The sequence below is a fragment of the Rhodovibrio salinarum DSM 9154 genome, assembly GCF_000515255.1.
Lineage (GTDB): Bacteria > Pseudomonadota > Alphaproteobacteria > Kiloniellales > Rhodovibrionaceae > Rhodovibrio > Rhodovibrio salinarum.
This window is the reverse complement of the sequence record NZ_KI911559.1, coordinates 3,841,804-3,864,812: the sequence shown is the minus strand read 5'-3', so window position 1 is coordinate 3,864,812 and position 23,009 is coordinate 3,841,804. Positions and strand designations below refer to the sequence as shown.

Sequence of the window (23,009 nt, the reverse complement as noted above, 5' to 3'; positions counted from 1 at the left end):
CGACGTCCAGAGGTTGTAGCTCCCCCGAACGATCACGACCGAAGAAAGGAACACACCCATTCGAAAGGCTTCAAGGCTATGAAATGTGTCAAATCGCGTCGTACCGGGCGCCACAGGTCGGCGTGGAGTGGCGGCATGCCCTTTCCCCTGCGTCGGCTTGGTGCCATTTAGGCGCGGGTGTTGCCCTGCGGCAGGCACCGAATGGCGGTTCGGGGCTCGATTAGGCGAACGGTCGCCAGACGTAACGGCACATTTAGAATCCACCGGCGGCCCGAACGGATGGTCGCCCGATATCGATAGGGAGCGCGCGGCTTTTGGAACACCTGCTGCTCGGCAAGCTGGCGCTGATCGGCGCGGTTGGTATCACTGCGCAGTGGCTGGCCTGGCGTCTGCATCTGCCCGCGGTGATCCTGCTGACCGCGGGGGGCGTGCTGATCGGACCGGTCGCCGGTGTGGTGCAGCCGCACGCGGATTTCGGCGAGCTGCTGCGCCCGCTGGTCGGTCTGGCGGTGGCCGTGATTCTGTTCGAAGGCGGCTTGTCCCTGGAACGCGAGGAACTCAAGCAGGTCGGCAGCACGGTCAAGCGCATCCTGCTTCTGGGGGTGCCGATCACCGGCCTGCTGGCCGCGCTCGCGGCGCATCTGCTGGCGGGCTTTTCCTGGCCGGTCGCCTTCGTCGTCGGGGCGCTCCTGGTGATCACCGGGCCGACCGTGGTGATCCCGCTGCTGCGCCAGGCCAAGCTGGACCGGGAAACCGCGCGGTCGCTCAAGTGGGAAGGCATTCTGAACGATCCCTTGGGCGCCATTCTGGCGGTGCTGGTGTTCGAATACCTGGTGCAGCAGGCAACCTCGCCGGGCGCCTTCCTGCTGCACGCGGTGGGCGGTGTGCTCGCCGCGGCCGGGCTCGGTCTGGCGGTTGCCTGGGGGTTTGCCTGGGCGACACGGCGTGGGGAAATTGCGGAATTCCTGAAGGCGCCCGTCCTGACTGGCCTGGTCGGTGTGGTCTACGCCGCCGGCAACTGGCTGCAGGCCGAAGGCGGCTTGATCGCGGTGACGCTGTTCGGCGCCGGCCTTGCCAACCTGGGATTGGCCAATCTCGACCAACTGCGCCGCTTCAAGGAATACGTCGGCGTATTGCTGATCTCCGGGCTGTTCGTGGTGCTGGCGGCGACGCTGGAGCCGTCGATGGTACGGCAGGTCGATTGGGGGCTGGCGGCCTTCGTCGCGGTGCTGCTGGTCGTCATCCGCCCGGTTGCGGTGATGCTGGCCACGGTGGGGCTGGGGATCAGCTTCAAGCGTCGGCTGTTCCTCGGCTGGATCGCGCCGCGCGGCATCGTGTGTGTGGCCGTGGCCGGCGTGTTCGGCCCGCGGCTGGTGGAGCAGGGCTATCCGCAGGCGGATGCGTTGGTGCCGCTCGCCTTCCTGGTGGTGTTCGTCACGGTCGTTCTGCACGGCAGTACGGTTGGCTGGCTGGGGCGCCGGTTGGGCCTGGCGGCCGGGCCGGAGCACGACGTACTGATCGTCGGGGCCACGCCCTGGTCGGCGGCGCTCGCGGATGCGTTGCATCGGATCGGGTTGCCGGTCGTGCTGGCCGATCCGAACCCGCACCATCTGACGATCGTGGAAACCCATGTGCCGACCTTTGCCGGCGAGATTTTGTCGGAGCAGGCGGAACAGCGGCTCGACCTCGCCCGCTTCGAGCATGTGATCGCGGCGACGGACAGCGACAGTTACAACGCTCTGGTCGCTTCGCAGTTCGCGCTTGAGCAGGGAATCGACCGAACCTTCCAGTTGGCCAGCCACCCGGAAGCCGCCCCCTCGCAGTTGCGGCCGGAAGCGCGCGGTCGGGTGCTGGTGGGCGACGGATACGATAGTGACTGGCTGGACACCCGGCTGCGCGAGGGGTGGCAGTTCCGCTGCCTGCGTCTAGCGCGCGGGGCGGTCATCAAGCTGCCGGAGCAGGCCGTGCCGGTCGCGGTGCTGGAGCCAAGCGGCGAGGTCTGGTTCCGCGCCAAGGAGCGCGGCTTCCGCCCGGGCACCGGCGATACCGTGATCCTGTTCGCGCCCCCGGACGTGGCAGCGACGTTGGAGCCGTGCGGCAAGCCGAAGAGCGCGCGGGCCCAGCGCGCCGAGCAGCGCGCGGCCAACAAGGCCGCGAGGGCGGCGAACGCGACCGGGGGCCGCTAGCCGAGGCTGGGTCCGATCGTTGAATGTCGGAAGGTGAGTCGGGTAGGCAGAAGGTAACGACACAACGAACGAGTATCGGGAGGATCGTGTCATGGGCGAGGCGAAGCGGCGCAAGCGCTATCGCGAGCAGATGGGCCTGGAGTCTTCGGACGCCGATCAGGCACAGGGCGGCAGCGACGGCAAGAAGAAGGTCGTCGACGCCTACGACCGTCCGGAAGTTCCGCGCAGCCAATGGCCCGCGGATATCAAACAGGCGGTCGACAATATCGCGCCGATGGTCGATGACGTGCGCATCGTCGAAAACCCGGACGGCTCGCTCGCGGTGCTGACGGCGTAAACAAGGCGCTACGGTCCGGGCGTTATGCAGGGGCGATGTGCCGTGCGTCCGACGGGCCATGCTGGGCACGCCCGCCGGACGTAGCGGGTCAGGCGAGATAGGCCCGGAGCATCCAGGCATTCTTCTCGTGCGTCTGCACGCGGGTTGCCAGCAGGTCGTCCGTTGCCGCGTCGCCCGCGTCTTCGGCGGTCTGCAGCACCTGACGGCAGGTGTTGGCGATGCTGTCCTGATCGTCGGCGAGCTGGCGCACCATCGTCATCGCGTCGGGTTGACCGGTTTCCTCGCTAATCACGCTCAGTTGGGCGAATTCCGCAAAGCTCCCGGGTGCGTAGTGGCCGAGGGCGCGGATACGCTCCGCGACCTCATCGACCGCCTCGGCGAGGTCGGTGTACTGTTCTTCGAAAAGGTCGTGCAGGCCTTTGAAGTTCGGCCCTTCCACGTTCCAGTGATAGTTGTGGGTCTTGAGGTAGAGGGTGTAGCTCCCCGCGAGCACGCGGGCGAGTCCATCTGCCAGCTTCTTCCGGTCCTCCGCGGAAAACGCGCTGTTCGGTGGGGTCATTATTGGGTCTCCGGTTTGGGGGCACTTCACTTAAGGTGCGCTGTCCAGACGGCGCGCGTTAACTGGTCGGCTTGGTCATCTCAGCGAAGCACGCTCGATACGGCGCGCCGGATGCCCTGCGTGAGGCAGTGATGCGCGCCGGCACGGGTCAGGGTGCCCGTGGTGTAGGCGCGGATCGCGCGGATCGGATCGGTTTCGCTGGTCAGCACCACCTCGATCCCGCGGTCTTCCAGCTTGCGCACGAAACTGCTGCCGGCGCTGCCGGATAGCAGGACGTCGACGTCGAACACCGGATGGCCGTCCCGATCGCCCCAGTCGTGCAGCGCATAGTCCGCCGGCAGGTCGAGTTTTTGCGTCATTCGGGGCGTTGGCGCGCTCGCCGCGTGCCCATCCCCCACATGCTCGTCCGCCGCATGCCCGTTTGCCGCGTGGTAGATCAGAAACCGCCGGCTGCGGCCGGCATGACCGGTGATCCGTCGGAAGTCGTCGCTGGTGACCGCGAATGTCGTCATAACCTTCCCCGCAAGTCCGGCCCGTCGTAGCCGATAGCTATAACCGTTTGACTTCGATCCCATGCTTGTGCAGCGCGTAGCGGACCTGGCGCGGTGTCATGCCGAGCAATCGGGCCGCCTTGGCCTGTACCCAGCCGGCCTTTTCCATCGCCGTGACCAGCCGTGTGCGCTCGATCAGCCGGCCGCCCGAACTGTCCGCCGATTCCGACCCTGAGGTGTCGCCCGCCTCGCGCACCGCAGGCGGTGCGGGGTGAGATGGGATCGCTGGCGTTTCGCCCCCGTGCGGGTGCGCTGCGCTGTCGGGCCATAGGGCCGAGGCCAGGCATCCGTTAGTACCGCACGGGAAATCCCAGGCCTGGATGCGCTCGCCCCGGGCCATCGTGGCTACCCGGGTGATGCAGTTCTCCAGTTCGCGGACGTTGCCTGGAAAGGGGCAGCGCTCCAGCGTGTCCAGGGCTTCTTGCGCAAAGCCGAGATCGTCGCCGTTTTCCTGGTTGAAGCGTGCGAGGAAGTGCTCGGCCAGGGGCGCGATGTCCTCGACCCGCTGGCGTAACGGCGGGATGATGATCGAGACCACGTTGATCCGGTAATACAGGTCGGCGCGGAAGTCACCGTCGACGACCGCCTGTTCCAGGTTGCGGTTGGTCGCGGCGATGATCCGCACGTCGACCGAACGCGTGCGTGACGAGCCGAGCCGCTCGAACTGGCCTTCCTGCAGCACGCGCAGGAGTTTCGTCTGGAAGGTGTGTGGGATATCCCCGATCTCGTCCAGAAACAGCGTGCCGCCATGGGCCGCCTCGAAGCGGCCCTTGCGTTCGCTGTTGGCGCCGGTGAAGGCACCCTTGTCGTGCCCGAACAACTCCGATTCCAGCAGGTTTTCCGGCAGCGCCGCGCAATTGACGCAGATCATCGGCTTGTCCCGGCGCGGGCTGAACCGGTGGATCAACTGCGCGATCATCTCCTTGCCGGTGCCGCTTTCCCCGCGCAGCATCACCGGCGCGCGGGTGCGGGCGACGTGACGGACCTGCTCCAAGACGCCGGTCATGGCCGGGCTTTCGCCAACAATTTCGCCAAATTCTCCTGGCTGGGGCGTTCGGTTTCGGGATCTTGTGGGACGCGCGGCCTCCGGGCGCTCGGCAAGCTGGGCGCGACGATCGCCTGCTGTCTGGGTGCCGGGAAACCCATGGAGCCGCAACGCCTGCGCGACCAGGTTGCCGATCATCCGCAGGAAACTAAGATCGTCGTCGAAGGGGGCTACGCCGCCGTCGTTCACGCGTTCCGCCGACAGGGTTCCGATCGGCCCTCCCGCCAGCCGGACCGGCACGCAGATGAACGTGACCCGGTGCTCTTCGCCGCCGGCGATGTGTTCGCAATAGCGCGCGCACCGTGGGTCGTCGCGGGTCACGGCCATGATCGCTGGCATGTTCGCGCGCAGCACGTCCTGGGCGGCTTCGAGCGGATACGCGTTGGCGGCCGTTCGGCCGGCCTCCAGGCTCGGGTCGGTCGAACCGGCGACATAGACCTTGCCGCTTCGGTCGCGGAGCGCGACCGTCACCCGGCGCAGTTCGACGTAGGCGGCGACGACGGTCAGCACCTCACGCAGGGTGGTGTTGAGGTCCTGCGCGCCCGACAGGATCTTGCTGACCTCGTACAAGGCACTGAGCCGGCGGGCGCCTGAAGCCGTCGGCGTCGCCGGCGGGAGACTCGCGGCAACCGTGTCATGCGTTTTGGAAAGCATGGCCCCTCCTCCAACGATGGGCCGCTGCATTGCAACGTAAGCACCCATTAAGGACCTGCGCACCAACACGTTTGGCATGTGTGCGCTGCACTATCGTGCGCGTGTCGCGCGTCCGGCGCAAGGCCGATAGTGCGCCGCAGCACCGGGCTCAGCCGAACTTGAACTGGATGCCGTATCCGCCGATCGGATAGGCCCATTCAATTTCTCCGGTTTCGGACGTCACCACGCGGCAGGTACCGCACTCCATGCAGCCCGCCGGACTGACCTCGACCGCGCCGTCTTCGGTCAGCTCGTAGCAGCCGGCCGGACAGATCTTGGTCATGGCGAGCAGTTGCGGCGAGGGGTCTTCGTGACGCTTGATCCGTACGTGCGGCCGCCCCTCGTCGACCCGGTAGCGATTGATGGCGAGCTTGTCCTCGACCTTGATCAGGGGATCCTTGCGCATGGCGCATCTCCTCCATCGGACGGTGCTGCAATCGGCGTCAGCGGGTTAGGTCGTAGCTGATCGAGTTGTCCGCCGTTTTCCGGTCCACCTCGTCCAGGACGGCATCCAGCAGCGTCACCAGAACCCGCAGGCCTCCCTGGTAGCCGAGCGTCGGGAAGCGGTGATGGTGATGCCGGTCGAAGATCGGGAAGGTCAGACGGATCAGCGGAATGCCGAGGTCCTGCTGGATCGACTTGCCGTGCGAATTGCCGATCAGGAAGTCCGCCGGCTCGGTCGCCAGCAGGGAGCGTAGGTGCCAGAGGTCCCGCCCGGCCCAAACCTGCGTGGCTTGACCGAACGACGACCCCGCCAGCAGTGCCCGCATCTCCTTCGCCCATTTCTTGTTGGCGTTGGTCGACAGGCAGTGCACCGGTTCGATCCCGAGTTCCAGCAGGAAGCGGGTCATGCCGTAGACGAAGTCGGGGTCGCCATAGACCGCCATCCGCTTGCCGTGCAGCCAATGCTGGCTATCGGTCATGGCGTCGACCAGCCGCCCGCGTTCCAGTTCCAGTGCCTCCGGGATCGGTTGGCCGGTGATCTCCGAGACTGCCATCAGGAACGCGTCGGTCGCGGAAACCCCCATGGGATAGTGGAACGACCGCGTCTCCTGGCCGACCCCCTTGGGCAGGGCCAGCGTCTTCTCCGTGCACCACTGCTGCAGCGACAGCGTCGCCTTGGCATCGCGGGCCTGGCGCACCTCCTCCAGCGTGGTGCCGCCGGCATACATGCGGAACTCACCGTCGGTCGGCGTGTCGAACACCTCCGAGACGTCGCCCAGCAGCGTGTAGGACACGCCCATCAGATCGAGCATCCGGCGCAGCTCGCGGTTGTTGCCGACCGCATAGCCATCGAAGCCCGGAATCAGGTTGATCGCACTGCCGGGGGAGGGGGCGTCCTCGATCCCGTCCCAGGCTTCCTCCAGCACGCCCTTGAGCATCACGTCGTAGCCGGTGACGTGGCTGCCGTAGAACGACGGCGTATGGGCGTAGGGGACCGGGAAGTCCTCCGGCACGGCGCCCTTCGACCGGGCGGTCTGGATATAGGAGTTGAGGTCGTCGCCGATCACCTCGGCCATGCAGGTGGTCGACACCGCGATCATCTTGGGGCTGTAGAGTTCGCGGGCGTTCTGGATGCCGTCGAGGAAGTTGTTGTGGCCGCCGAACACGGCCGCGTCTTCCGTCATCGAGGTGGAGACGGCGGAGGAGGGCTCCTTGAAATGGCGTGCCAGGTGGGAGCGGAAGTAGGCGACGCAGCCTTGGGAGCCGTGCACCAGCGGCAGGCAGCCGTCGAAGCCGGCGGCGGCGAACACCGCGCCCAAGGGTTGGCAGGCCTTCGCCGGGTTCACCACCAGGGCCGTGCGGGCCAGGTTCTTCTCCCGGTAGTCCCAGGACTTGGTCCAGTCGGAGATTTCCTGCACCCGCTCCTGGCTGTGCGGGCATTCGAAGGCGTTCCGCTTCGCCTCGAACATCTGCTGATAGTCGGGGTCACGGAACAGGGTGGCGTGATCGCATTCGCGGTCGGTCGTTTGGGGCATGGCTCGGGCCTCCCGGATCAGGGTCGGTGAATCAGGCAGCTTGCTTCCACGGCGCCTGGATCAGGCCCTGCACCGGACTGTTCACCGCGATGTCCATGTCGCGGGCGAACACGGGGAAGCCGTCGTAGCCGTGGTAGGGACCGGAGTAGTCCCAGGAGTGCATCTGGCGCATCGGCACGCCCATCTTCTGGATGGCGTACTTCTCCTTGATGCCCGAGCCGACCAGGTCGGGGCGCAGGCGGCGGATGAAGGCCTCCATCTCGTAGCCGGTGATATCGTCGTAGATCAGCGTGCCGTCTTTGACGTACTTGCCGGTGCGCTCGTAGTCGTCCTGGTGGCCGAACTCGTAGCCGGTGGCGACGACCTCCATGCCCAGATCGGCATAGGCGTTGACCATGTGACGCGGCCGCAGCCCGCCGACATAGAGCATGACGCGCTTGCCCTCGAGCCGCGGGCGGTACTTGGCGATCACCTGCTCCACCATCGCATGGTGGTTGGCGATCACCTTCTCGGCGTTGGCCTGGATCGTCGCGTCGAAGTTCTTGGCGATGGCGCGCAGCGACTGGGCGATCTGGGTCGGCCCGAAGAAGTTGAACTCCATCCAGGGCACGCCCCAGGTCTCCTCCATGTACTCGCAGATGTAGTTCATCGAGCGGTAGCAGTGGACGAGGTTCAGCTTGACCTTGGGCGTATGCCGGATCTCGGAGATCGTGCAGTCGCCGGTCCACATGGCGACGACGCGCAGCCCCATCTCCTCCAGCAGCCGGCGGGAGGCCCAGCCATCGCCGCCGATGTTATAGTCGCCGATGATATTGACGTCGTAGTCGGTGCCGCCCTCGGCGTCCGCCTCCGGCAGAATCCAGTCGCGGATCGTGTCGTTGGCGATGTGGTGGCCGAGCGACTGGGAGACGCCGCGGAAGCCCTCGCACTGCACCGGCACGACCGGCTTGTGGATCTCCTTCATCTTGCGCCGGGCGACCGCGTTGATGTCGTCGCCGATCAGGCCGATCGGGCATTCGGATTGCACGGTCACGGCCTTGTTCAGCGGGAACAGCGTCTCGACCTCGTCGATGATCCGGTCGAGCTTCTTGTCGCCGCCGAAGACGATGTCGTTCTCCTGGAAGTCGGAGGTGAACTGCATCGCCACGAAGCTGTCGATGCCGGTGGTGCCGGTGTAGTAGTTGCGCCGCTGCGACCAGGAGTAATGGCCGCAGCCGACCGGGCCATGGGACAGGTGCACGGCGTCCTTCACCGGGCCCCAGACCACGCCCTTGGAGCCGGCGTAGGCGCAGCCGCGGGCCGTCATCACGCCCGGGATTGAACGCTTGTTGGACCGCGGCACGCATTGCGGCGTCCCGCCATCCTCCGGGGCGCGCGCGACGCCCATGTGCTTGTTGCGGCGCTTGGCCGCCTTCTCGGGATAGGCCTGGAGCACCTCGGCGATCAGGTCTTCGCCGGTCATGCTCTCCGGGGGCGCATCGTAGGTCATGGGAGACTCCCAGCCGTGTAAGGGGGATGAGCCGCTGATGGCGGGCGGGGCTGCGGGCCGGCTACTGCTGCTCGGCGGCCTCGAGTTCGGCGATCTGCTGTTCCTCGGTCTTCATGATGCCGAAGTCGATCAGCAGCTCCTCCAGCTCCTCCATCTCAATGGGCGTGGGGATCGTGCCCTTGCCCGAGTTCTCATGGATCGCCTTGGCCAGCTTCCGGTACTCGTCGGCCTGGTTGGACTCCGGCGCGTACTGCAGCACCGTTTGGCGGCGCAGCTCGGCGTGCTGGACGATGTTGTCGCGCGGCAGGAAGTGGATCAGCTTGGTGCCGAGCTTGTCGGCGAGCGCTTCCGCAAGGTCGTGCTCCCGGTCGGTCTTGCGCTCGTTGCAGATCAGGCCGCCCAGGCGCACGCCGCCGGAATGGGCGTATTTCAGGATGCCGCGGGCGATGTTGTTGGCCGCGTACATGGCCATCATCTCGCCGGACATCACGATGTAGATCTCCTGGGCCTTGTTCTCGCGGATCGGCATCGCGAAGCCGCCGCACACCACGTCGCCCAGCACGTCGTAGGAGATGTAGTCCTTGCCCTCGTAGGCGCCGTTCTCTTCCAGGAAGTTGATGGCGGAGATGACGCCGCGCCCGGCGCAGCCGACGCCGGGTTCCGGACCGCCGGACTCGACGCACTGGATGCCGCCATACCCGGTCTTCACCACGTCCTCGAGCTCGAGATCCTCGACCGAGCCTTCCTTGGCGGCGAGGTGCAGCACGGTGTCCTGCACCTTGGTGTTGAGGATCAGACGGGTGGAGTCCGCCTTGGGGTCGCAGCCGACCATCATGATCCGCTGGTCCATCTCGCTCAGTGCGACGAGCGTGTTCTGCGAGGTGGTCGACTTGCCGATGCCGCCTTTGCCGTAGAAGGCGATCTGGCGCAGTTTCGTCATGGGATTGGCCTCCATTCGGGTCTTGCCCTGCGATCCGTCGATGGCGGCGCACCGCCGTTCCATCCAGGAACAGCAAGTGCCGTGCCAAAGCCGCGATCATGTCGGTATGCGGCGGTATTCCACCCCTTCGGGCCTGGGCTTGCCGACCGGTGCGATGCATGTACCTGTTCGAAACGTGACAAAGGCGTCCCTGACTGTGTCGGGAGGCCAACACGGCTGCGTCCGTTCGGCTTCCATCGGGACGCAAAAAGGGCGGCAGCGCCTCGAAGACGCCGCCGCCCCTGATCGGCGGATCGTTGGGAGCCTTGCGGCCCGCTCGGTCAGTCGGCCGGCTCGAGCTCCCCGGCCCGCATGCCGATGATCCGGCCGCTGCGGATGAAGTCGATCTCGTAAATCCGGAAACGCTGCAGGAAGCTGCCGATGTCCCGGACGTAACCAAGATCGCCCGGCTCGACGAGGAGGTCGCCGACCGGGACATGCGGCACCGACCCGTCATTGCGGACGGCGGCGCGGGCCCGCACCTTGCTTCCCAAGACGAAGCGGGGCGGGGCGTCCAGATCCTCGGGGCCGGCCGGCGACGTCACCGTCGTAAGTCCTGGTTCACGCCGGCACGCAGGTGCCCGGGACCGGGCACACCTCGGCGCACCGGGGGGTGTCGAAGTGGCCTTCGCACTCCGAGCACTTGTCCTGATCGATGATATAGGAGTCGCCCTTGAAGCGGATCGCGCTGTTCGGGCACTCGAATTCGCAATCGCCACACAGGATGCATTGAGACTTGAGGATCTTGTAGGCCATTACACCGCTCCTTTTTCGGCTTCGGTATTTGTCGGGGCGCCGGTCGGGCTCGCCGTCGCAGCGGCGGGAAGCTGCGCGCCGTACCAGGCGGCGAGACCGGCTTCGATGAAGACGCCGTGGCGCACCTCGCGCACGGTCATCCCGTTCGCTTCGAGACGCGTGCGCGGACCCTTGCCGATCTTCACGCACACGACTCCATCCACGTCCTCGAGCACGCGCAGGATCTCCGTCATCGCCTCGGGATCGCCCGTGCCGCCGAGGCAGTAGTTGTCGGCTCGCCGCACGCCTGTGAAGCGGATCCCCGCGGCGCCGAGCTTGTAGACGTGGAATTCCTTGGCCTTGCCGAAGTGCAGGTTCACCTGCCCTTCGCCGCGTGTGCAGACCGCGACAAGGCGCTCGCCCCCGCTCGGCGCGGCGGCCATGATCGCGCGGTTGGCCCGCAATGCGGTCGCCGTGCGGGTGTTGCGCGCCTGTGCGACCCGGACGCGGTAGGCTTCGCGGGCGTGCGCGGTCGTGTCGGCTGCATCGCTGCCGGCCTCCGGCACCGGCGCCGCGTTCTCCAGGTCCAACTCGTCGCGCAGGTCGGCGCCCAGCATGCCCACCGCATCGGCGCGGCATTGCCGGCAATGCCGCATCATCCGCGCGCCGTCGCCGCCCAGGGCCTCGCGTGCGGCGTCGAGTTCCGCCGGCGTGGGCGCGCGCCGCCCTTCCAGCCCGAACACCGTGCCGTGCGACGGATCGGAGATCAGCGGCATCACGTTGTGCAGGAACACGCCGCGCGCCCGCACGGCTTGGTTTACGGCCGCGATCTCGGCCCCGTCGTTGATCCCGGGGATCAGGACGGAATTGACCTTGACCAGCATGCCGGCGGCGACGGCGCGTTCGAGCCCCTCCATCTGCCGCTCGTGCAGGATGCGCACGGCTTCGCGGCCGACCCATTTGCGGCGGTTATGGACGATCCAGGGATGGATCTCGGCGCCCACCTCGGGGTCGAGGTAGTTGATGGTGATCGTCAGGTGGTCGACGTCGCGTTCCTTCAGGGCCTCGACCTGCTCGGGCAATGCCAGCCCGTTGGTCGAGACGCACAGGCGGATGTCCGGCAGGCGCCGGCGGATCAGATCGAAGGTCTCCAGCGTCTTGCGGGCGTCGAACACCGCGTCTCCGGGACCGGCGACGCCGACCACCGAGAGCTGCGGCACCCGGGCGGCCACGACGGCGACCTTCTCGGCCGCCTCCTCCGGGCTCCAGCGCTTGGAGACCACGCCGGGCCGGCTTTCGTTCACGCAGTCGAACTTCCGGTTGCAGTAGTTGCACTTGATGTTGCAGCGCGGCGCGACGGCGACATGCATGCGCGCGAAGTAGTGGTGCGCCTCGGCTGAGTAGCAGGGGTGCTCCTTGATCTTGTCCCAGACCGCCGGGTCGTGGGTCGCGCCCTGCTGTGGCGCTTGCAGACTGGGCGCGCACCGGCTCTTGCCCCCTGACATCAAGGCGCAGGGGCCGGGGGTGGGAGACCGCAGGGAACTGGCCGTATCGGCCGCGTCGCGGGTCAGTCTGTCGCGCAGGGTCATGGCGGCCTCCTCGTGTTGCCACCACGACCTGCAAGCAAAGCCGATGCCAACGCCGGGACATCAGGCTCAGCCCCCGCCGCGACGCGTCGGCCTGTCGCACCCCCGACACAGCGGCGGGGCGTATGTCGCAATCCTGACATGTCGTGGGCGACACGTGCGGTCCCACGCGCCGTTTGCTGCGGCGCAGCGCCGGCTGACGCCGTCTGGCACGCCGCTTGCTCAGGGAGGGCATGCCCAGGCGGTGGCCGAGCCAAGCCGCCCATGCATGGTGACGACAAGGAGACCCGGCATGCTCACCCTGACCGACGCCGCACGGGAGACGCTTGAAGCGTTCGTCGCGAAATCGCAGCGCGCGCGGGGCCTGCGCATCGTCGCCCGGACCGGCGGCTGCATTGGCATGCAATACCGGCTCGGTCTCGATATCGGGCCCGAGGCGGAGGATACCGTCGCAACCTTCGGCGCGCTGGAGATCTACCTCGACCCGGACAGCGCCGGCCTCCTTCGGGGGGCCATGATCGACTTCGTTCAGGATGCGCGCGGGGCGGGCTTCGTTTTCGACAACCCGAACGCTGCCGGCCTGTGCAGCTGTGCGGCACCAGCCCAATGAGGGGGGAGGTTGCGATGCGCTCCGCCGTCCATCCGAGCGCGACGGCCATTCCGGAGCCGGTGCTGCTCGCGGATACCACGTTGCGCGACGGCGAGCAGGCCGTCGGCGTGTCCTTCACGCGCACCGACAAGCTGGCGATCGCCAGTGCCCTCGATCGGGCCGGCGTGGCGGAGATCGAGGCGGGCATCCCGGTGATGGGCGCGGATCAGGTCGACGACATCCGGGCGCTTTGCGAACTCGGCCTGACCGCGCCGTGCGTCGCCTGGTGCCGGCTTCGCCGGGAAGATCTCGACAGCGCGCAGGCGACCGGCGTGGACCGCGTTCACATCTCGGTCCCGGTGTCGGACCGGCAATTAAAGGCGAAGCTGGGGGCGACCCGCGACTGGGTCTTGGCGACTCTGCCCGACTTCGTGCGGCGCGCCTGCGATCTGGGGATGCTCGTCAGCGTCGGCGGCGAGGATGCCTCCCGCGCCGACCCCGCGTTCCTCGCTCGGGTGCTGGAGGCGGCTCAGGGCGCCGGCGCCATCCGGTTCCGTGTCGCCGATACCCTGGGCGTCCTGGAGCCGTTCCGGACCCGCGAGCTGTTCGGTTGGTTGCGTGGGCATAGCGATATCGGTCTGGAAATCCATGCCCACGACGATCTGGGACTGGCGACCGCCAATACCCTGGCGGCGATCGCCGGCGGGGCGGACTACGCCAGTGTCACCGTACTCGGCCTGGGCGAGCGCGCCGGCAACGCCGCCCTGGAAGAGGTCGCGGTCGCCCTGGCGACCACCTTCGGCCACCCCACCGGGATCGATCTGACCTGCCTGACCGGTATCGCCGACCTGGTCGCCGGCACCGCCAACCGGGCGGTCCCGCCGGACAAGGCGGTGGTCGGCAAGCATGTGTTCAGCCATGAAAGCGGCACCCACGTTCACGGCCTGCTGCGCGATCCCGCCACCTATACCGGGCTCGATCCGGCACGTCTTGGCCGGCAGCACACGCTGGTGCTCGGCAAGCATTCCGGGACCGCCGGCGTGGTGCATGCCTGTACCGAACTCGGCCTGCCGCTCGAACCGGGACAGGCGCAGCGCATCCTGGCGCTGCTGCGGGCGCATTACCGCTATAGCAAGCAGGCGCCGGGGGGCGAGGAGTTGCGTCGCTGGCACGCCCTAACCACAGGCGGTCCCGTCGCACTCGCGCCGGCCACGGCCGACCGGTCTCTGGCGAAGGATCCGGTGCGATGACCAGCGTGCACGACCAGTTGGCCGGCCTGACCACGGCGGAGGATTTCTTCGACGCGCTGCAGGTCCCCTATGACCCCAAGGTCTTGCGGGTGAGTCGGCTGCACGTGCTGCAGCGATTCCACGATTATCTGGCCGCCCATAACGCGCCAGACAGAGCCACGATGCAAGTCTGCCTGGCTGCGGCACATCGTGATTTCCAGCTCTCGACCCCGCAGCGGGAGCGCGTCTTCGCCGTGTTTCGCCAGGACACGGACGGCGCCGGGCGCACCTTCGTCCCGCTCGATGCCATTAGCGATCCGACCCGTGGAGATTGAGCCATGACCGACGGCCTCAACATCGTCGTCTGCATCAAGCAGGTGCCCGATAGCGCACAGATCGGCGTCGATCCGAAGACCAATACGATCATGCGCCAGGGCGTGCCCAGCATCATCAATCCCTACGACCTGGAAGCGCTGGAAGCCGGCCTGTCGCTGCGCGATCGGGTCGGCGGCACGGTCACGGTGCTGACCATGGGCCCGCCGATGGCTGCGGAGTCCCTGCGCAAGGCGCTGGGGCACGGGGCGGATGCGGCGGTGCTGATGAGCGACCGTTTCTTCGCCGGCTCGGACACGTTGGCGACCTCCTACACCCTGACCGCCGCGATCCGTCGGATCGGCCGCGAGCGGCCGGTCGATCTCGTGCTCACCGGCAAGCAGACGATCGACGGCGATACCGCCCAGGTCGGGCCGGGCATCGCGCAGCGCCTGGGCCTCAATCAATTGACCTATGTCGCCGAGATTCCGGAGATCGATCTGGCCGCCGGGACGCTCACGGCTCACCGCCGGGCGGAGGGGGGCTTGCAGGTGCTGGCCACCCGCCTGCCGTGCCTGGTCACGGTGCTGGATGGTCATTTCACCCTGCGCCGCGGCGCGCTGCCCGACGTGCTGCGTGCGGCGCGTACGGAGATCCCGACCTGGAACGCTGCCGCCGTGGGAATCGAGGACACGGCGACCTGCGGCCTGCGTGGCTCCGCCACCAAGGTGGTGAAGATGTTCGCGCCGCAGCCGCGCTCGGAGAAGGCGCAGTTCATCGAAGCCGATGGCGACGCCGCGGACGCCCGCGCCGATGCGGCCGTGTCCACCCTGCTGGCCGCCGATCCGGACCTGTGGGGCACGATCGCGCGCCAGCCGCAAGCTTGAGCCTCAAGCGTAAGGAGATGCTCCATGACCGAGGTCACGAATCAGCGCGCGGGCAGCCGCACCGCCGCCGCCAACGCCGCCGGCAAGGGGGTTCGGCGCGGCCAGGAGTTGCCGGAGGTGCTCAAGGCCTACGCAGGCGTCTGGGTCTTCGTCGAACAGGAGCATGGTCGCGTCCATCCGGTGAGTTGGGAACTGCTGTCGGAAGGCCGCAAGCTCGCCGATAGCCTGGGCACCGATCTGACCGCCGTGGTGCTGGGCCCGGCCGACCACGCGAGTGAAACCACGGCCGCTGAGGCCTTCCATTATGGCGCGGATACGGTGCGCCTGGCGACCGACCCCGTGCTTGCCCAGTACCGAACGGAGCCCTACACCTCGGCGCTCTGCGCCCTGATCGATGCGTACACGCCGGAGATTCTGCTGTTGGGCGCCACGGTGCTCGGCCGTGACCTGGCCGGTGCGGTGGCGACCCGGCTGGGCACCGGACTGACGGCGGACTGTACGGAACTCGCGATCGACCAGGGGCGGGCGCTGGCGGCGACGCGGCCGACCTTCGGGGGCTCGCTGTTGTGCACGATCCAGACGCTGAGCGCCCGCCCGCAGATGGCCACCGTCCGGCCGCGCGTGATGAAGATGGCGGCTCCCGACCGCGCCCGCAGCGGCCCGGTGATCCGGGAGGCCGTCGATCTCAGCGAGCAGGACGTGATCACCAAGGTGCTCGATTTCGTCCGCGACGACATCACCGCGCAGGCGCAGCTCGCCTACGCCGACATCGTCGTGGCCGGCGGGCTCGGCCTGCAGCACCCCGACAATATCCAACTCGTGATCGACCTCGCCCAGACCCTGGGCGGCGACTACGGCTGTTCGCGTCCGCTGATCCAGAAGGGCTGGATGGCCGCCGACCGCCAGATCGGCCAGACCGGCAAGACGATCCGCCCGCGCCTCTACATTGCCGCCGGCATTTCCGGCGCGGTGCAGCACCGCGTCGGTTGCGAGGGGGCGGACATGATCCTCGCCATCAACAACGACGAAGCCGCGCCGATCTTCGATTTCGCCCACTACGGCCTGGTCGGCAACTGCCTGGAACTGCTGCCGGCCCTGACCCGGGCGTTCGCCCGTCAGCTGCAATCTGACCCGCGCGTCGCCGTACCGGACGCCGCGCATCTTTGACCGGAGGAGCCTCGCCATGAGCGAACACTTCGACGCCATCGTGGTTGGCGCCGGCCCGGCCGGCAACAGCGCCGCCCTGGTGATGGCGCGTGCCGGCCTGTCCGTCTTGCAGATCGAGCGCGGCGAGTACCCGGGCGCGAAGAACGTTCAGGGCGCGATCCTCTACGCCGATCCGCTGGAGAAGCTGATCCCCGAATTCCGGGAGGAGGCGCCGCTGGAGCGCCAGGTGCTTGAGCAGCGGCTGTGGATGCTGGACGACGACGCCTATGTCGGGACGCATTATCGTGCGCCCGACGCCAATGTGGCCAAGGCCAGCCGGTACACCATCATCCGCGCCAAGTTCGACCAGTGGTTCAGTTCCAAGGTGCGCGAAGCCGGCGCGCTGGTGATCTGCGAAACGACGGTTACCGATCTGCTGCGCGATGCCGAGGGCCGCGTCACCGGTGTTGCCACTGACCGGGCCGACGGCGAGGTCACCGCCGATGTCGTCGTCCTGGCGGACGGTGTGAACGCCCTGCTGGGGCGCCGTGCCGGCCTGCGCCGGGAGTTGAAGCCGAGCGAGGTCGCGCTTGCGGTCAAGGAAACGATGTTCCTGTCCGAAGACACGATCAACCAGCGCTTCAACCTGAAGAACGGGCAGGGGGTGGTGATCGAGGCGGCGGGCACGATCACCGCCGGGATGGCGGGCACCGGGTTCATCTACACCAACGAGGATAGCCTGTCGGTCGGGATCGGCTGCATGGTCAGCGATTTCGCGGAAAGTCGCGTACGTCCGCACTTCCTGCTGGAGCGCTTCAAGCAGCACCCGGCGATCGCGCCGCTGCTGGCGGGTGCTGAGATCCGCGAATACGCCGCCCACATGATCCCGGAAGGTTATTACGACGCGATCCCGCAACTCTATGGCGACGGTTGGGTCGTGGCCGGCGACGCGGCGCAGTTCGTGAATTCGATCCACCGCGAGGGGTCGAACATGGCGATGACCTCGGGTCGGCTGGCGGCCGAGACGGTCGTTGCCGCCAAGGCCGCTGGCAAGCCGCTCACAGCCAAGACCCTCAAAGCCTACCGCAAGGCCCTGGAAGACAGCTTCGTGCTGTCGGACCTGAAGAAATACAGGCGTTTGCCGCGTCTGTTGGAAGGCAATAAGCACTTCTTCACCGACTATCCCAAGCTGCTGACCCGCGCGGCCGATACCTGGTTCCGCGTCGACGGCACGCCCAAGCGCCAGAAGGAACGCGAGATCGCCGGCACGTTCCGCGAGACGCGCCGGTTGCGGGGACTGGTCGGCGACATGCTGAAGCTGGGCCGGGCCTGGCGCTGAGCGGTGTGGCCGTACGCTTCCCAGCCGTTCACTAGGCGGAGAGGTACGATGAGCAAGCGACCGCGGATTCCGGGCCCGATCGTCGCCGGTCCCGAGGACCCCGCCGAAACCGAAGGGCTGACGGCCCGCGTCGACGGGCAGGACGCGACGGCGCCGCCGCCCAGCCGCGCGGCGCTGATCGAAAAGCTGCGGGACTGTTATGACCCCGAACTGCCGGTCAACATCTACGATCTGGGACTGATCTACGCGCTGGAGGTCTCCGAGACCGGCGACGTCGGGATCACCATGACTCTGACCGCCCCCGGCTGCCCGGTGGCCGAGATCATGCCCAAATGGGTCGCCCGCACCGTGGCCCAGCTCGCGGGCGTTCGCGCGGTCTCCGTCACCATGACCTGGCAGCCGCCCTGGACCAAGGAGATGATGAGCGAGGACGCCCTGCTGGCACTCGGGTTCTGACGTTTTCCGGATGTTTCGGGCGGAGGTCTCGGGGTCAAACGCCGCCTGGATTGGCAGACCGGGCGGCGTCCTCGGCCGCCAGGACCTCCGGCGGCGGGAAGCAGAGCCGGTAGTCCGCGCAGTCCTGGCAGTTCGGCGCCTTGCACAGCAGCACGCCTTCCTGCTCGCACAGCGTGCGGTAGAAGAATTTCTTCCAACGCATGCCGGGGTTCCGCGCCGCGAGCGGGGCGAAGTGGCGGCGCATCAGATCGCCGATCTCGGCCCGGCGGGTCAGCCCGAGATCCTCCCACAAGTGGCGCGTGCCCAGGCTGCGCCGCGCGATGATGCGCGCCAGCCAGCGGGCGTGGTCCGCGTTCGTTTCGGGGCTGTGATTGTTGTAGAGCAGCGCGCGCAGCGACGGCTCCTCCAACTCGTCTGCCTGTTCGCCGGACCAGCGGGGGTGCACGTCCAGAAGGTCCAGCCGGTGCGGGAAGTAGGCGGTGAACAGCCGCGTCAGGTCCGGCAGCGACAGAGCGAGCGTATCCGTCAGCAGCCGCTCCGGCGGCGCGAACCCGGTCGCGATCACCGCGGCGAAAACGTGGCGGTCGAAGGCTTCGCCCGTGCCGCCAGAGATCAGGTCAGTGTAGAGGGCGTTCGTCATTTTCGCCTCCTTCGGACCCCCCACGTCCAGGACATCACACTAGGTCCATTATGCTCCGGCGACGGGGGGATTGGTCGCCGCGGTCTGGGGTGCGTCAGCGGTTAGGCGTTTGGCCAGCCAGGGTGGGGGGCCGTCCGCCAACATGCCGCGCACGCGCTCCAATACCGCGTCAGCAGCCGTGTCCTGCTGCACCGCGATCGGGTGAACGCGCGCCTTCACCACACGCGCGGCCGCCGGGCCGCCGATGCCCTTGACGAACAGCAGCACGCAGCCGTCCAGGGCGGCGATGCGGGCGGCCACACGGTCGACATCCGTCGCCGTATTCGCTTGATCGAACGGGATGGCGGTGACGAAGGTCCAGCCCGCCGGGGTCACGTCGTAGATGGCCAGGTTCGCTGCCTTCGCGAAGTGCGCGTCGACGGCCGTCAGGGTCTCGCTTGCCAATGCGACCTTCATGGCTAGCCTCCTTGGTTTGCTCGATGGGCCGCTAGTCGGCGGCGGCCCCGATGTCGTGCGCGTCCGAGCCGACGCGCGGGCGTGCCGGCCCGTCTGGCGGACCCAGCAGGTCGCGCGTCAGATGATCGTGCAGCGTGTTGGCGATGGCGCAGGCGAGTGCGCGCGTCCCGGAATAGCCCGCTAGGGCCTGATGCTGGCTGCCCACCCGGTCGGTCTGCGGAAAGCCGACGCGCAGCAGCGGCGCGCCGAGCGCGCGGGCGGCCCGCAAGGTCGGTGACGGCCCGATCACCAGGTCGACCCCGCCAACCGCGGTGCCCTCCCGTTCCAGATCGTCCAGGTCGCCGACGAGCACGTGCCCGCACGGCAGATCGGCGAGGGCCGGCGGGCACGCATCGTCGGGACCGGTCCGACGCCCGCGGCCGCGCGTCGTCGTCACCGCAAGCGGGATGCGACAACCGAGGTCGTGGCACAATCTGGCCAGCGCGCGTAGCAGGTCGGGCTCCGCCGCGATCGCCACGCGCGCGCCGGCGGCTTCGAGATGGCTGTCCGCCAGGGCATCCAGCAGTCGGGAGCGTGCCCGGCGCACCGTCTGCGCGGCCGGCTGGCCGGAGACGCGGCTGAGCCATGCGACCAACTGGTCCGAGGCGTCCAGGCCGGTCAGGGTGTTGAACACCGTCGACGGCACGCCGGTGCGGGCCTCCAGCAGTTCGGCCGCCGGGCGCATCTGCGCGCCGACGGCAAGCGTCGCCATCGCGTCCCCGAGCGTGTCCAGCGTCGCCTGCGGTGTGCCGCCCGCGCTCACCGGGCTCCAGGCCGTCGGCATGTGGCCGTCAAGCGAGCTTGCGAGGTCGGGGATCAGGGCACAATCGAGGCCGAAGCTTTCGACCGTGGTCCGCAGGTCGTCCAGGTCCGCCACCGTCAACTGACTGCCGGCCAGCACGTTGACTCGCCGGGCCCGTTGGCTTCCGGGCGACGCGACGCTGTCGATCAGGCTGGTCACGGTCGCCGCCCAGCCTTCCTGCAGGCCGCCCAGGTAGTCCGGTGCGGGGATGTGGAGCAGCCGCGTGTCGCTCAACAGCTCAGCGTGGGTCTCGCGGATGCGGGTCAGCGCGCCGGCGAGGTCTTCGCCGCGGGTGGTGGCGAGCGCGGTCGGGCAGACCCCGATCACCGCCGGCCGGTGGCGCTCGGCGATGGTCCGCACGGCGGCTTCCAGGTTCTCTTCGCCGCCCAGCGTGACTTCGAGGTCGCCCAAAGCGGTCGTCTGCAACGGGATCGGCTCGTGGAAGTGCCGGACCAGCAGTACCAACGCGAACGCGGTGCAGCCTTGCGCGCCATGTAGCAGCGGCATGCTGCGATCGATGCCGAGCAGCGCCAACGCCGCGCCGAGCGGCGGGCTGACCTTGAGCGGATCGGTGGTGAGCGGCTTGGCGTCCGTGGGGCGCGCGCTCATGGCTCGACCTCCCAGGGCGCGGGGCGGTTGATCTGTGCCCAAACCGGGGCGTGCAGCGTTCGGTCGATCTGCTCGGCCAGGGTCAGGAAACCGGCATAACCGGCATAGCCGTGATGGCGTTCCTGGTTGGTGTCGAGCCAGGGTTTGCGGGCCTTGAGCGCGACGAACTGGGTCCGCCCGCCGGACAGCAGGATGTCCGCTTCGCCCGCGCGCAGCATGCGGTACATCTCCGGCTGCGGGATCGCGCCGAACAGCGTCCCGTCGCTGCCCAGCAGATCCTGGGCGCGGGCCTTGTCGTTCTCGGTCGCCTTGCGCACGGAGGTGCCGATCACCTCCATGCCCATTTCCTTCAGCGCGGCCACCAGCGCCCAGCTTTTGTGCCCGCCGGTGTAGAGCAGCACCCGCCGCCCGGCGAGCCGGTCGCGCAGCGGGGCGAAGCGTCGGGCGACCTCGGCCTCCTGCTCGGCGATCAGGTCCTCGGTTCGTGCTGGCAGGTCCGCCGGCGCCCCGCGGTCGGTTAGCAGCCTGGCCAGATTGCGCAGCGCCTTCGCGGTCGCGGCCAAGCCGTGGAAGGAACCTTCGAAGTAGGGGACGCCCCAGCGCTCCTGAAGCTGCCGGCCGACCCCACCCATCGCCTGCGCGCAGATCACCATCGCTGCGCGGGCGCGGTGCGCCTGCGCCACCTCCTGGAAACGCGCGTCGCCGGTGATGCAGGACAAGAGGCGAATGCCGAGCCGCTCGAACAGCGGCGTCAGCTGCCACAATTCCCCGACGATGTTGTATTCGGCGATCAACGTGATGTCGGTCGCCGTGGTATAGGCAGGCTCGCGCGTGCCAATCACGTGATCCAGCAGCGCCTGCCCCGCCATCCGGTTGCCCTGGTTCTTGCTGCCGGAGAAACCAGCCGCCTCGACCGGAATCACCGGACGGCCATGGCGCGCCGCTGCCGCGTGGCAGATCGCCTGGATATCGTCGCCGATCAGGGCGGAGACACAGGTCTGGTAGACGAACACCGCTGGCGGGTCGAATTGCGTGATGGCTTGGTTGATCGCCGCGCGGAGCTTCGCCTCGCCGCCGCCGATCACGTCCAACTCGCCGAGGTCGGTGGTCAGGCCCCGACGATACAGGTCCGGGCCTGAGGAAGCCGCGTGGCGGTTGTCCCAGTTGTTGCCCTCGCAGCCGATCGGTCCGTGCACGACGTGCGCCGCATCGACGATCGGCTGCAGGGCAACCTTGGCGCCGTCGAAGGCGCATCCGCCGGCGGCCGCGCCCGGCGTTGGCTTCGCGGTCCGCGCGCCGCAGCCGGGCCGGGGCGCGCGCGGCCGTGCCGTCGCAGGCGTATCCTGGACACCCGTTTCCACCGCCATGCCAGCCTCCTGGCTTCACACTTGTGTCAGCGCGGTCGCCTGAACCGCTGAGCGACTGGCAGCAAGAAGCGTGCCGGCTTCGATTGCAGCGCGCCGGGCGCGGCCGAGCCGTGGTCACCGCGCTGCGGGCGCCGCGCGCCACGTCGGGAATCCGACACAGTGTCGCTTGCCTGACAGGGCACTCTGTCCGTGACCCGCGCCGAGCGGCTGGGGGTGGGCGCGACAAGGGCTGGCACGCGCATTGCTTGATCGTCCTCGGTAGCTGTGCCGTCGCGGTCACAGCCGGATTGGGGAGGCTTCGCGAATGCCCGATCTCACGCCGCTTGAACGGGAGGCCCTGCTGCTCAGCATCCGCGTCGCGTTGCTGGCGGTCACCGTGACGCTTCCGCTTGCACTTGCCACCGCCTGGCTGCTGGCGCGGCGGCGCTTCCCCGGCAAGACCCTTTTGGAAGGCTTGGTGCATCTGCCGATGGTGCTGCCGCCGGTCGTCGTCGGGTATCTGCTGCTCCTGGCTTTCGGCCGGAACGGGCCCCTCGGCGGCTGGCTGAACGACGTGGTCGGCCTCACGCTCGCCTTTACTTGGCAGGGCGCCGCCGTGGCCGCCGGGGTGATGGCTTTCCCGCTGATGGTCCGTGCGATCCGGCTGTCGCTCGAGGCGATCGACAGTCGGCTGGAATCCGCGGCGCATGGCCTGGGCGCCAACCCTCTGGATCGTTTCCTGACGATCACCCTGCCGCTTGCGGCGCCGGGATTGCTGGTCGCCGCGATCCTGGGCTTCGCGCGCAGCCTGGGCGAGTTCGGCGCCACCATCACCTTCGTTTCGAATATCCCGGGGGAGACCCGGACGCTGCCGCTGGCGATCTACAGCCTGGTGCAGCAGTTGGGCGGGGAAGCCGGTGCGGTACGGTTGGTCGTGCTGTCGATTGGCCTGGCGCTGTTGGCGCTCGCGGCTTCTGAACTGCTGGCCCGTCGTCTTCGACGCCGGCTGACCGGCTGACG

24 protein-coding genes are annotated in these 23,009 nt (G+C 68.1%); 10 read left to right on the top strand and 14 right to left on the bottom strand.

The genetic code is table 11. The annotated features are described in order from the left end of the window. The first annotated feature begins 314 nt into the window (after positions 1-314). Positions 315-2,186, top strand: a complete 1,872-nt coding sequence (locus RHOSA_RS23465) for a cation:proton antiporter (RefSeq protein WP_051432305.1) — start codon at positions 315-317, stop codon at positions 2,184-2,186. Positions 2,187-2,277: 91 nt separating this feature from the next. Next, positions 2,278-2,523, top strand: coding sequence for a hypothetical protein (locus RHOSA_RS0117980; RefSeq protein WP_027289763.1), 246 nt, complete (start codon positions 2,278-2,280; stop codon positions 2,521-2,523). 88 nt (positions 2,524-2,611) lie between these two features. Here RHOSA_RS0117980 and RHOSA_RS0117975 read toward each other — a convergent pair whose 3' ends face one another. The 10 genes from RHOSA_RS0117975 to nifB all read right to left on the bottom strand — a co-directional run bounded on the left by RHOSA_RS0117975 (position 2,612) and on the right by nifB (position 12,142). Continuing rightward, positions 2,612-3,082 (bottom strand): Dps family protein, encoded by a 471-nt coding sequence (locus RHOSA_RS0117975; protein ID WP_027289762.1) that lies wholly within the window; start codon positions 3,080-3,082, stop codon positions 2,612-2,614. Between the two features lie 80 nt (positions 3,083-3,162). Further along, positions 3,163-3,594, bottom strand: a complete 432-nt coding sequence (locus tag RHOSA_RS23460) for a NifB/NifX family molybdenum-iron cluster-binding protein (protein ID WP_051432304.1) — start codon at positions 3,592-3,594, stop codon at positions 3,163-3,165. Between the two features lie 37 nt (positions 3,595-3,631). Then, on the bottom strand, positions 3,632-5,332 hold the full coding sequence (gene nifA / locus RHOSA_RS23455; RefSeq protein WP_051432303.1) for a nif-specific transcriptional activator NifA: 1,701 nt from the start codon (positions 5,330-5,332) through the stop codon (positions 3,632-3,634). A 148-nt stretch (positions 5,333-5,480) separates the two neighbouring features. Further along, a complete protein-coding gene (locus RHOSA_RS0117960) occupies positions 5,481-5,777 on the bottom strand; it encodes a ferredoxin family protein (RefSeq protein WP_027289761.1) in 297 nt (98 codons plus the stop codon). Positions 5,778-5,814: 37 nt separating this feature from the next. Continuing rightward, positions 5,815-7,350, bottom strand: coding sequence for a nitrogenase molybdenum-iron protein subunit beta (nifK, locus tag RHOSA_RS0117955; RefSeq protein ID WP_027289760.1), 1,536 nt, complete (start codon positions 7,348-7,350; stop codon positions 5,815-5,817). A 31-nt stretch (positions 7,351-7,381) separates the two neighbouring features. Then, entirely contained in the window at positions 7,382-8,839 is a 1,458-nt protein-coding gene (gene nifD / locus RHOSA_RS0117950) for a nitrogenase molybdenum-iron protein alpha chain (RefSeq protein WP_027289759.1), read from the bottom strand. Between the two features lie 61 nt (positions 8,840-8,900). Further along, the gene (gene nifH, locus RHOSA_RS0117945; protein ID WP_027289758.1) at positions 8,901-9,779 is read right to left on the bottom strand and encodes a nitrogenase iron protein; all 879 of its coding nucleotides are present in this window, start codon (positions 9,777-9,779) and stop codon (positions 8,901-8,903) included. Positions 9,780-10,099: 320 nt separating this feature from the next. Next, positions 10,100-10,363 carry a nitrogen fixation protein NifZ gene (locus RHOSA_RS0117940; protein ID WP_027289757.1) on the bottom strand — a complete coding sequence of 88 codons (264 nt, stop codon included), beginning with the start codon at positions 10,361-10,363 and terminating at the stop codon, positions 10,100-10,102. 16 nt (positions 10,364-10,379) lie between these two features. Further along, positions 10,380-10,574 (bottom strand): 4Fe-4S dicluster domain-containing protein, encoded by a 195-nt coding sequence (locus RHOSA_RS0117935; protein WP_027289756.1) that lies wholly within the window; start codon positions 10,572-10,574, stop codon positions 10,380-10,382. After that, positions 10,574-12,142 carry a nitrogenase cofactor biosynthesis protein NifB gene (gene nifB, locus RHOSA_RS23450; RefSeq protein ID WP_051432302.1) on the bottom strand — a complete coding sequence of 523 codons (1,569 nt, stop codon included), beginning with the start codon at positions 12,140-12,142 and terminating at the stop codon, positions 10,574-10,576. Before nifB ends, RHOSA_RS0117935 begins: the two co-directional genes overlap by 1 nt. Before the next feature lie 289 nt (positions 12,143-12,431). On the opposite strand from nifB, the gene RHOSA_RS25445 reads away from it, so the two are divergent. From RHOSA_RS25445 to RHOSA_RS0117895, 7 genes are read left to right on the top strand one after another with little or no spacing between them, the layout of a single operon-like run. Next, positions 12,432-12,749, top strand: a complete 318-nt coding sequence (locus RHOSA_RS25445; protein ID WP_037256607.1) for a HesB/IscA family protein — start codon at positions 12,432-12,434, stop codon at positions 12,747-12,749. 14 nt (positions 12,750-12,763) lie between these two features. Continuing rightward, positions 12,764-13,978 carry a homocitrate synthase gene (gene nifV / locus RHOSA_RS23440; protein ID WP_081728823.1) on the top strand — a complete coding sequence of 405 codons (1,215 nt, stop codon included), beginning with the start codon at positions 12,764-12,766 and terminating at the stop codon, positions 13,976-13,978. Beyond that, positions 13,975-14,292 carry a nitrogenase-stabilizing/protective protein NifW gene (gene nifW, locus RHOSA_RS0117915; protein ID WP_027289755.1) on the top strand — a complete coding sequence of 106 codons (318 nt, stop codon included), beginning with the start codon at positions 13,975-13,977 and terminating at the stop codon, positions 14,290-14,292. Before nifV ends, nifW begins: the two co-directional genes overlap by 4 nt. A 3-nt stretch (positions 14,293-14,295) precedes the next feature. After that, on the top strand, positions 14,296-15,156 hold the full coding sequence (locus RHOSA_RS0117910) for an electron transfer flavoprotein subunit beta/FixA family protein (RefSeq protein WP_027289754.1): 861 nt from the start codon (positions 14,296-14,298) through the stop codon (positions 15,154-15,156). A 24-nt stretch (positions 15,157-15,180) separates the two neighbouring features. Then, positions 15,181-16,323, top strand: coding sequence for an electron transfer flavoprotein subunit alpha/FixB family protein (locus tag RHOSA_RS0117905; RefSeq protein ID WP_027289753.1), 1,143 nt, complete (start codon positions 15,181-15,183; stop codon positions 16,321-16,323). Positions 16,324-16,339: 16 nt separating this feature from the next. Further along, positions 16,340-17,641, top strand: coding sequence for an FAD-dependent oxidoreductase (locus RHOSA_RS0117900; protein WP_027289752.1), 1,302 nt, complete (start codon positions 16,340-16,342; stop codon positions 17,639-17,641). Between the two features lie 48 nt (positions 17,642-17,689). Further along, entirely contained in the window at positions 17,690-18,097 is a 408-nt protein-coding gene (locus tag RHOSA_RS0117895) for an iron-sulfur cluster assembly protein (RefSeq protein WP_051432301.1), read from the top strand. 34 nt (positions 18,098-18,131) lie between these two features. On the opposite strand, the gene RHOSA_RS23435 is transcribed toward RHOSA_RS0117895, so the two are convergent. Genes RHOSA_RS23435 through nifE form a run of 4 tightly spaced genes read right to left on the bottom strand, consistent with a single transcriptional unit; the run spans position 18,132 to position 22,010 of the window. Then, on the bottom strand, positions 18,132-18,737 hold the full coding sequence (locus RHOSA_RS23435; RefSeq protein ID WP_051432300.1) for a nitrogen fixation protein NifQ: 606 nt from the start codon (positions 18,735-18,737) through the stop codon (positions 18,132-18,134). 48 nt (positions 18,738-18,785) lie between these two features. Continuing rightward, positions 18,786-19,193, bottom strand: a complete 408-nt coding sequence (gene nifX, locus RHOSA_RS23430) for a nitrogen fixation protein NifX (RefSeq protein ID WP_051432299.1) — start codon at positions 19,191-19,193, stop codon at positions 18,786-18,788. A 31-nt stretch (positions 19,194-19,224) separates the two neighbouring features. Next, positions 19,225-20,643, bottom strand: a complete 1,419-nt coding sequence (gene nifN, locus RHOSA_RS23425) for a nitrogenase iron-molybdenum cofactor biosynthesis protein NifN (protein ID WP_051432298.1) — start codon at positions 20,641-20,643, stop codon at positions 19,225-19,227. Continuing rightward, positions 20,640-22,010 carry a nitrogenase iron-molybdenum cofactor biosynthesis protein NifE gene (gene nifE, locus RHOSA_RS0117875; RefSeq protein ID WP_027289750.1) on the bottom strand — a complete coding sequence of 457 codons (1,371 nt, stop codon included), beginning with the start codon at positions 22,008-22,010 and terminating at the stop codon, positions 20,640-20,642. Before nifE ends, nifN begins: the two co-directional genes overlap by 4 nt. Positions 22,011-22,314: 304 nt before the next feature. Here nifE and modB point away from each other — a divergent pair, with 304 nt between their 5' ends. Beyond that, on the top strand, positions 22,315-23,007 hold the full coding sequence (gene modB, locus RHOSA_RS0117870) for a molybdate ABC transporter permease subunit (protein ID WP_027289749.1): 693 nt from the start codon (positions 22,315-22,317) through the stop codon (positions 23,005-23,007). Positions 23,008-23,009: the final 2 nt, after the last annotated feature.

What these genes read in the sequence shown, in the direction of transcription:
- RHOSA_RS0117980 (WP_027289763.1), top strand. Translation starts at nt 2,278, where the DNA reads ATGGGCGAGGCGAAGCGGCGCAAGCGCTATCGCGAGCAGATGGGCCTG.
- RHOSA_RS0117975 (WP_027289762.1), bottom strand. Translation starts at nt 3,082, where the DNA reads ATGACCCCACCGAACAGCGCGTTTTCCGCGGAGGACCGGAAGAAGCTG.
- RHOSA_RS23460 (WP_051432304.1), bottom strand. Translation starts at nt 3,594, where the DNA reads ATGACGACATTCGCGGTCACCAGCGACGACTTCCGACGGATCACCGGT.
- nifA (WP_051432303.1), bottom strand. Translation starts at nt 5,332, where the DNA reads ATGCTTTCCAAAACGCATGACACGGTTGCCGCGAGTCTCCCGCCGGCG.
- RHOSA_RS0117960 (WP_027289761.1), bottom strand. Translation starts at nt 5,777, where the DNA reads ATGCGCAAGGATCCCCTGATCAAGGTCGAGGACAAGCTCGCCATCAAT.
- nifK (WP_027289760.1), bottom strand. Translation starts at nt 7,350, where the DNA reads ATGCCCCAAACGACCGACCGCGAATGCGATCACGCCACCCTGTTCCGT.
- nifD (WP_027289759.1), bottom strand. Translation starts at nt 8,839, where the DNA reads ATGACCTACGATGCGCCCCCGGAGAGCATGACCGGCGAAGACCTGATC.
- nifH (WP_027289758.1), bottom strand. Translation starts at nt 9,779, where the DNA reads ATGACGAAACTGCGCCAGATCGCCTTCTACGGCAAAGGCGGCATCGGC.
- RHOSA_RS0117935 (WP_027289756.1), bottom strand. Translation starts at nt 10,574, where the DNA reads ATGGCCTACAAGATCCTCAAGTCTCAATGCATCCTGTGTGGCGATTGC.
- nifB (WP_051432302.1), bottom strand. Translation starts at nt 12,142, where the DNA reads ATGACCCTGCGCGACAGACTGACCCGCGACGCGGCCGATACGGCCAGT.
- RHOSA_RS25445 (WP_037256607.1), top strand. Translation starts at nt 12,432, where the DNA reads ATGCTCACCCTGACCGACGCCGCACGGGAGACGCTTGAAGCGTTCGTC.
- nifV (WP_081728823.1), top strand. Translation starts at nt 12,764, where the DNA reads ATGCGCTCCGCCGTCCATCCGAGCGCGACGGCCATTCCGGAGCCGGTG.
- nifW (WP_027289755.1), top strand. Translation starts at nt 13,975, where the DNA reads ATGACCAGCGTGCACGACCAGTTGGCCGGCCTGACCACGGCGGAGGAT.
- RHOSA_RS0117910 (WP_027289754.1), top strand. Translation starts at nt 14,296, where the DNA reads ATGACCGACGGCCTCAACATCGTCGTCTGCATCAAGCAGGTGCCCGAT.
- RHOSA_RS0117905 (WP_027289753.1), top strand. Translation starts at nt 15,181, where the DNA reads ATGACCGAGGTCACGAATCAGCGCGCGGGCAGCCGCACCGCCGCCGCC.
- RHOSA_RS0117900 (WP_027289752.1), top strand. Translation starts at nt 16,340, where the DNA reads ATGAGCGAACACTTCGACGCCATCGTGGTTGGCGCCGGCCCGGCCGGC.
- RHOSA_RS0117895 (WP_051432301.1), top strand. Translation starts at nt 17,690, where the DNA reads ATGAGCAAGCGACCGCGGATTCCGGGCCCGATCGTCGCCGGTCCCGAG.
- RHOSA_RS23435 (WP_051432300.1), bottom strand. Translation starts at nt 18,737, where the DNA reads ATGACGAACGCCCTCTACACTGACCTGATCTCTGGCGGCACGGGCGAA.
- nifX (WP_051432299.1), bottom strand. Translation starts at nt 19,193, where the DNA reads ATGAAGGTCGCATTGGCAAGCGAGACCCTGACGGCCGTCGACGCGCAC.
- nifN (WP_051432298.1), bottom strand. Translation starts at nt 20,643, where the DNA reads ATGAGCGCGCGCCCCACGGACGCCAAGCCGCTCACCACCGATCCGCTC.
- nifE (WP_027289750.1), bottom strand. Translation starts at nt 22,010, where the DNA reads ATGGCGGTGGAAACGGGTGTCCAGGATACGCCTGCGACGGCACGGCCG.
- modB (WP_027289749.1), top strand. Translation starts at nt 22,315, where the DNA reads ATGCCCGATCTCACGCCGCTTGAACGGGAGGCCCTGCTGCTCAGCATC.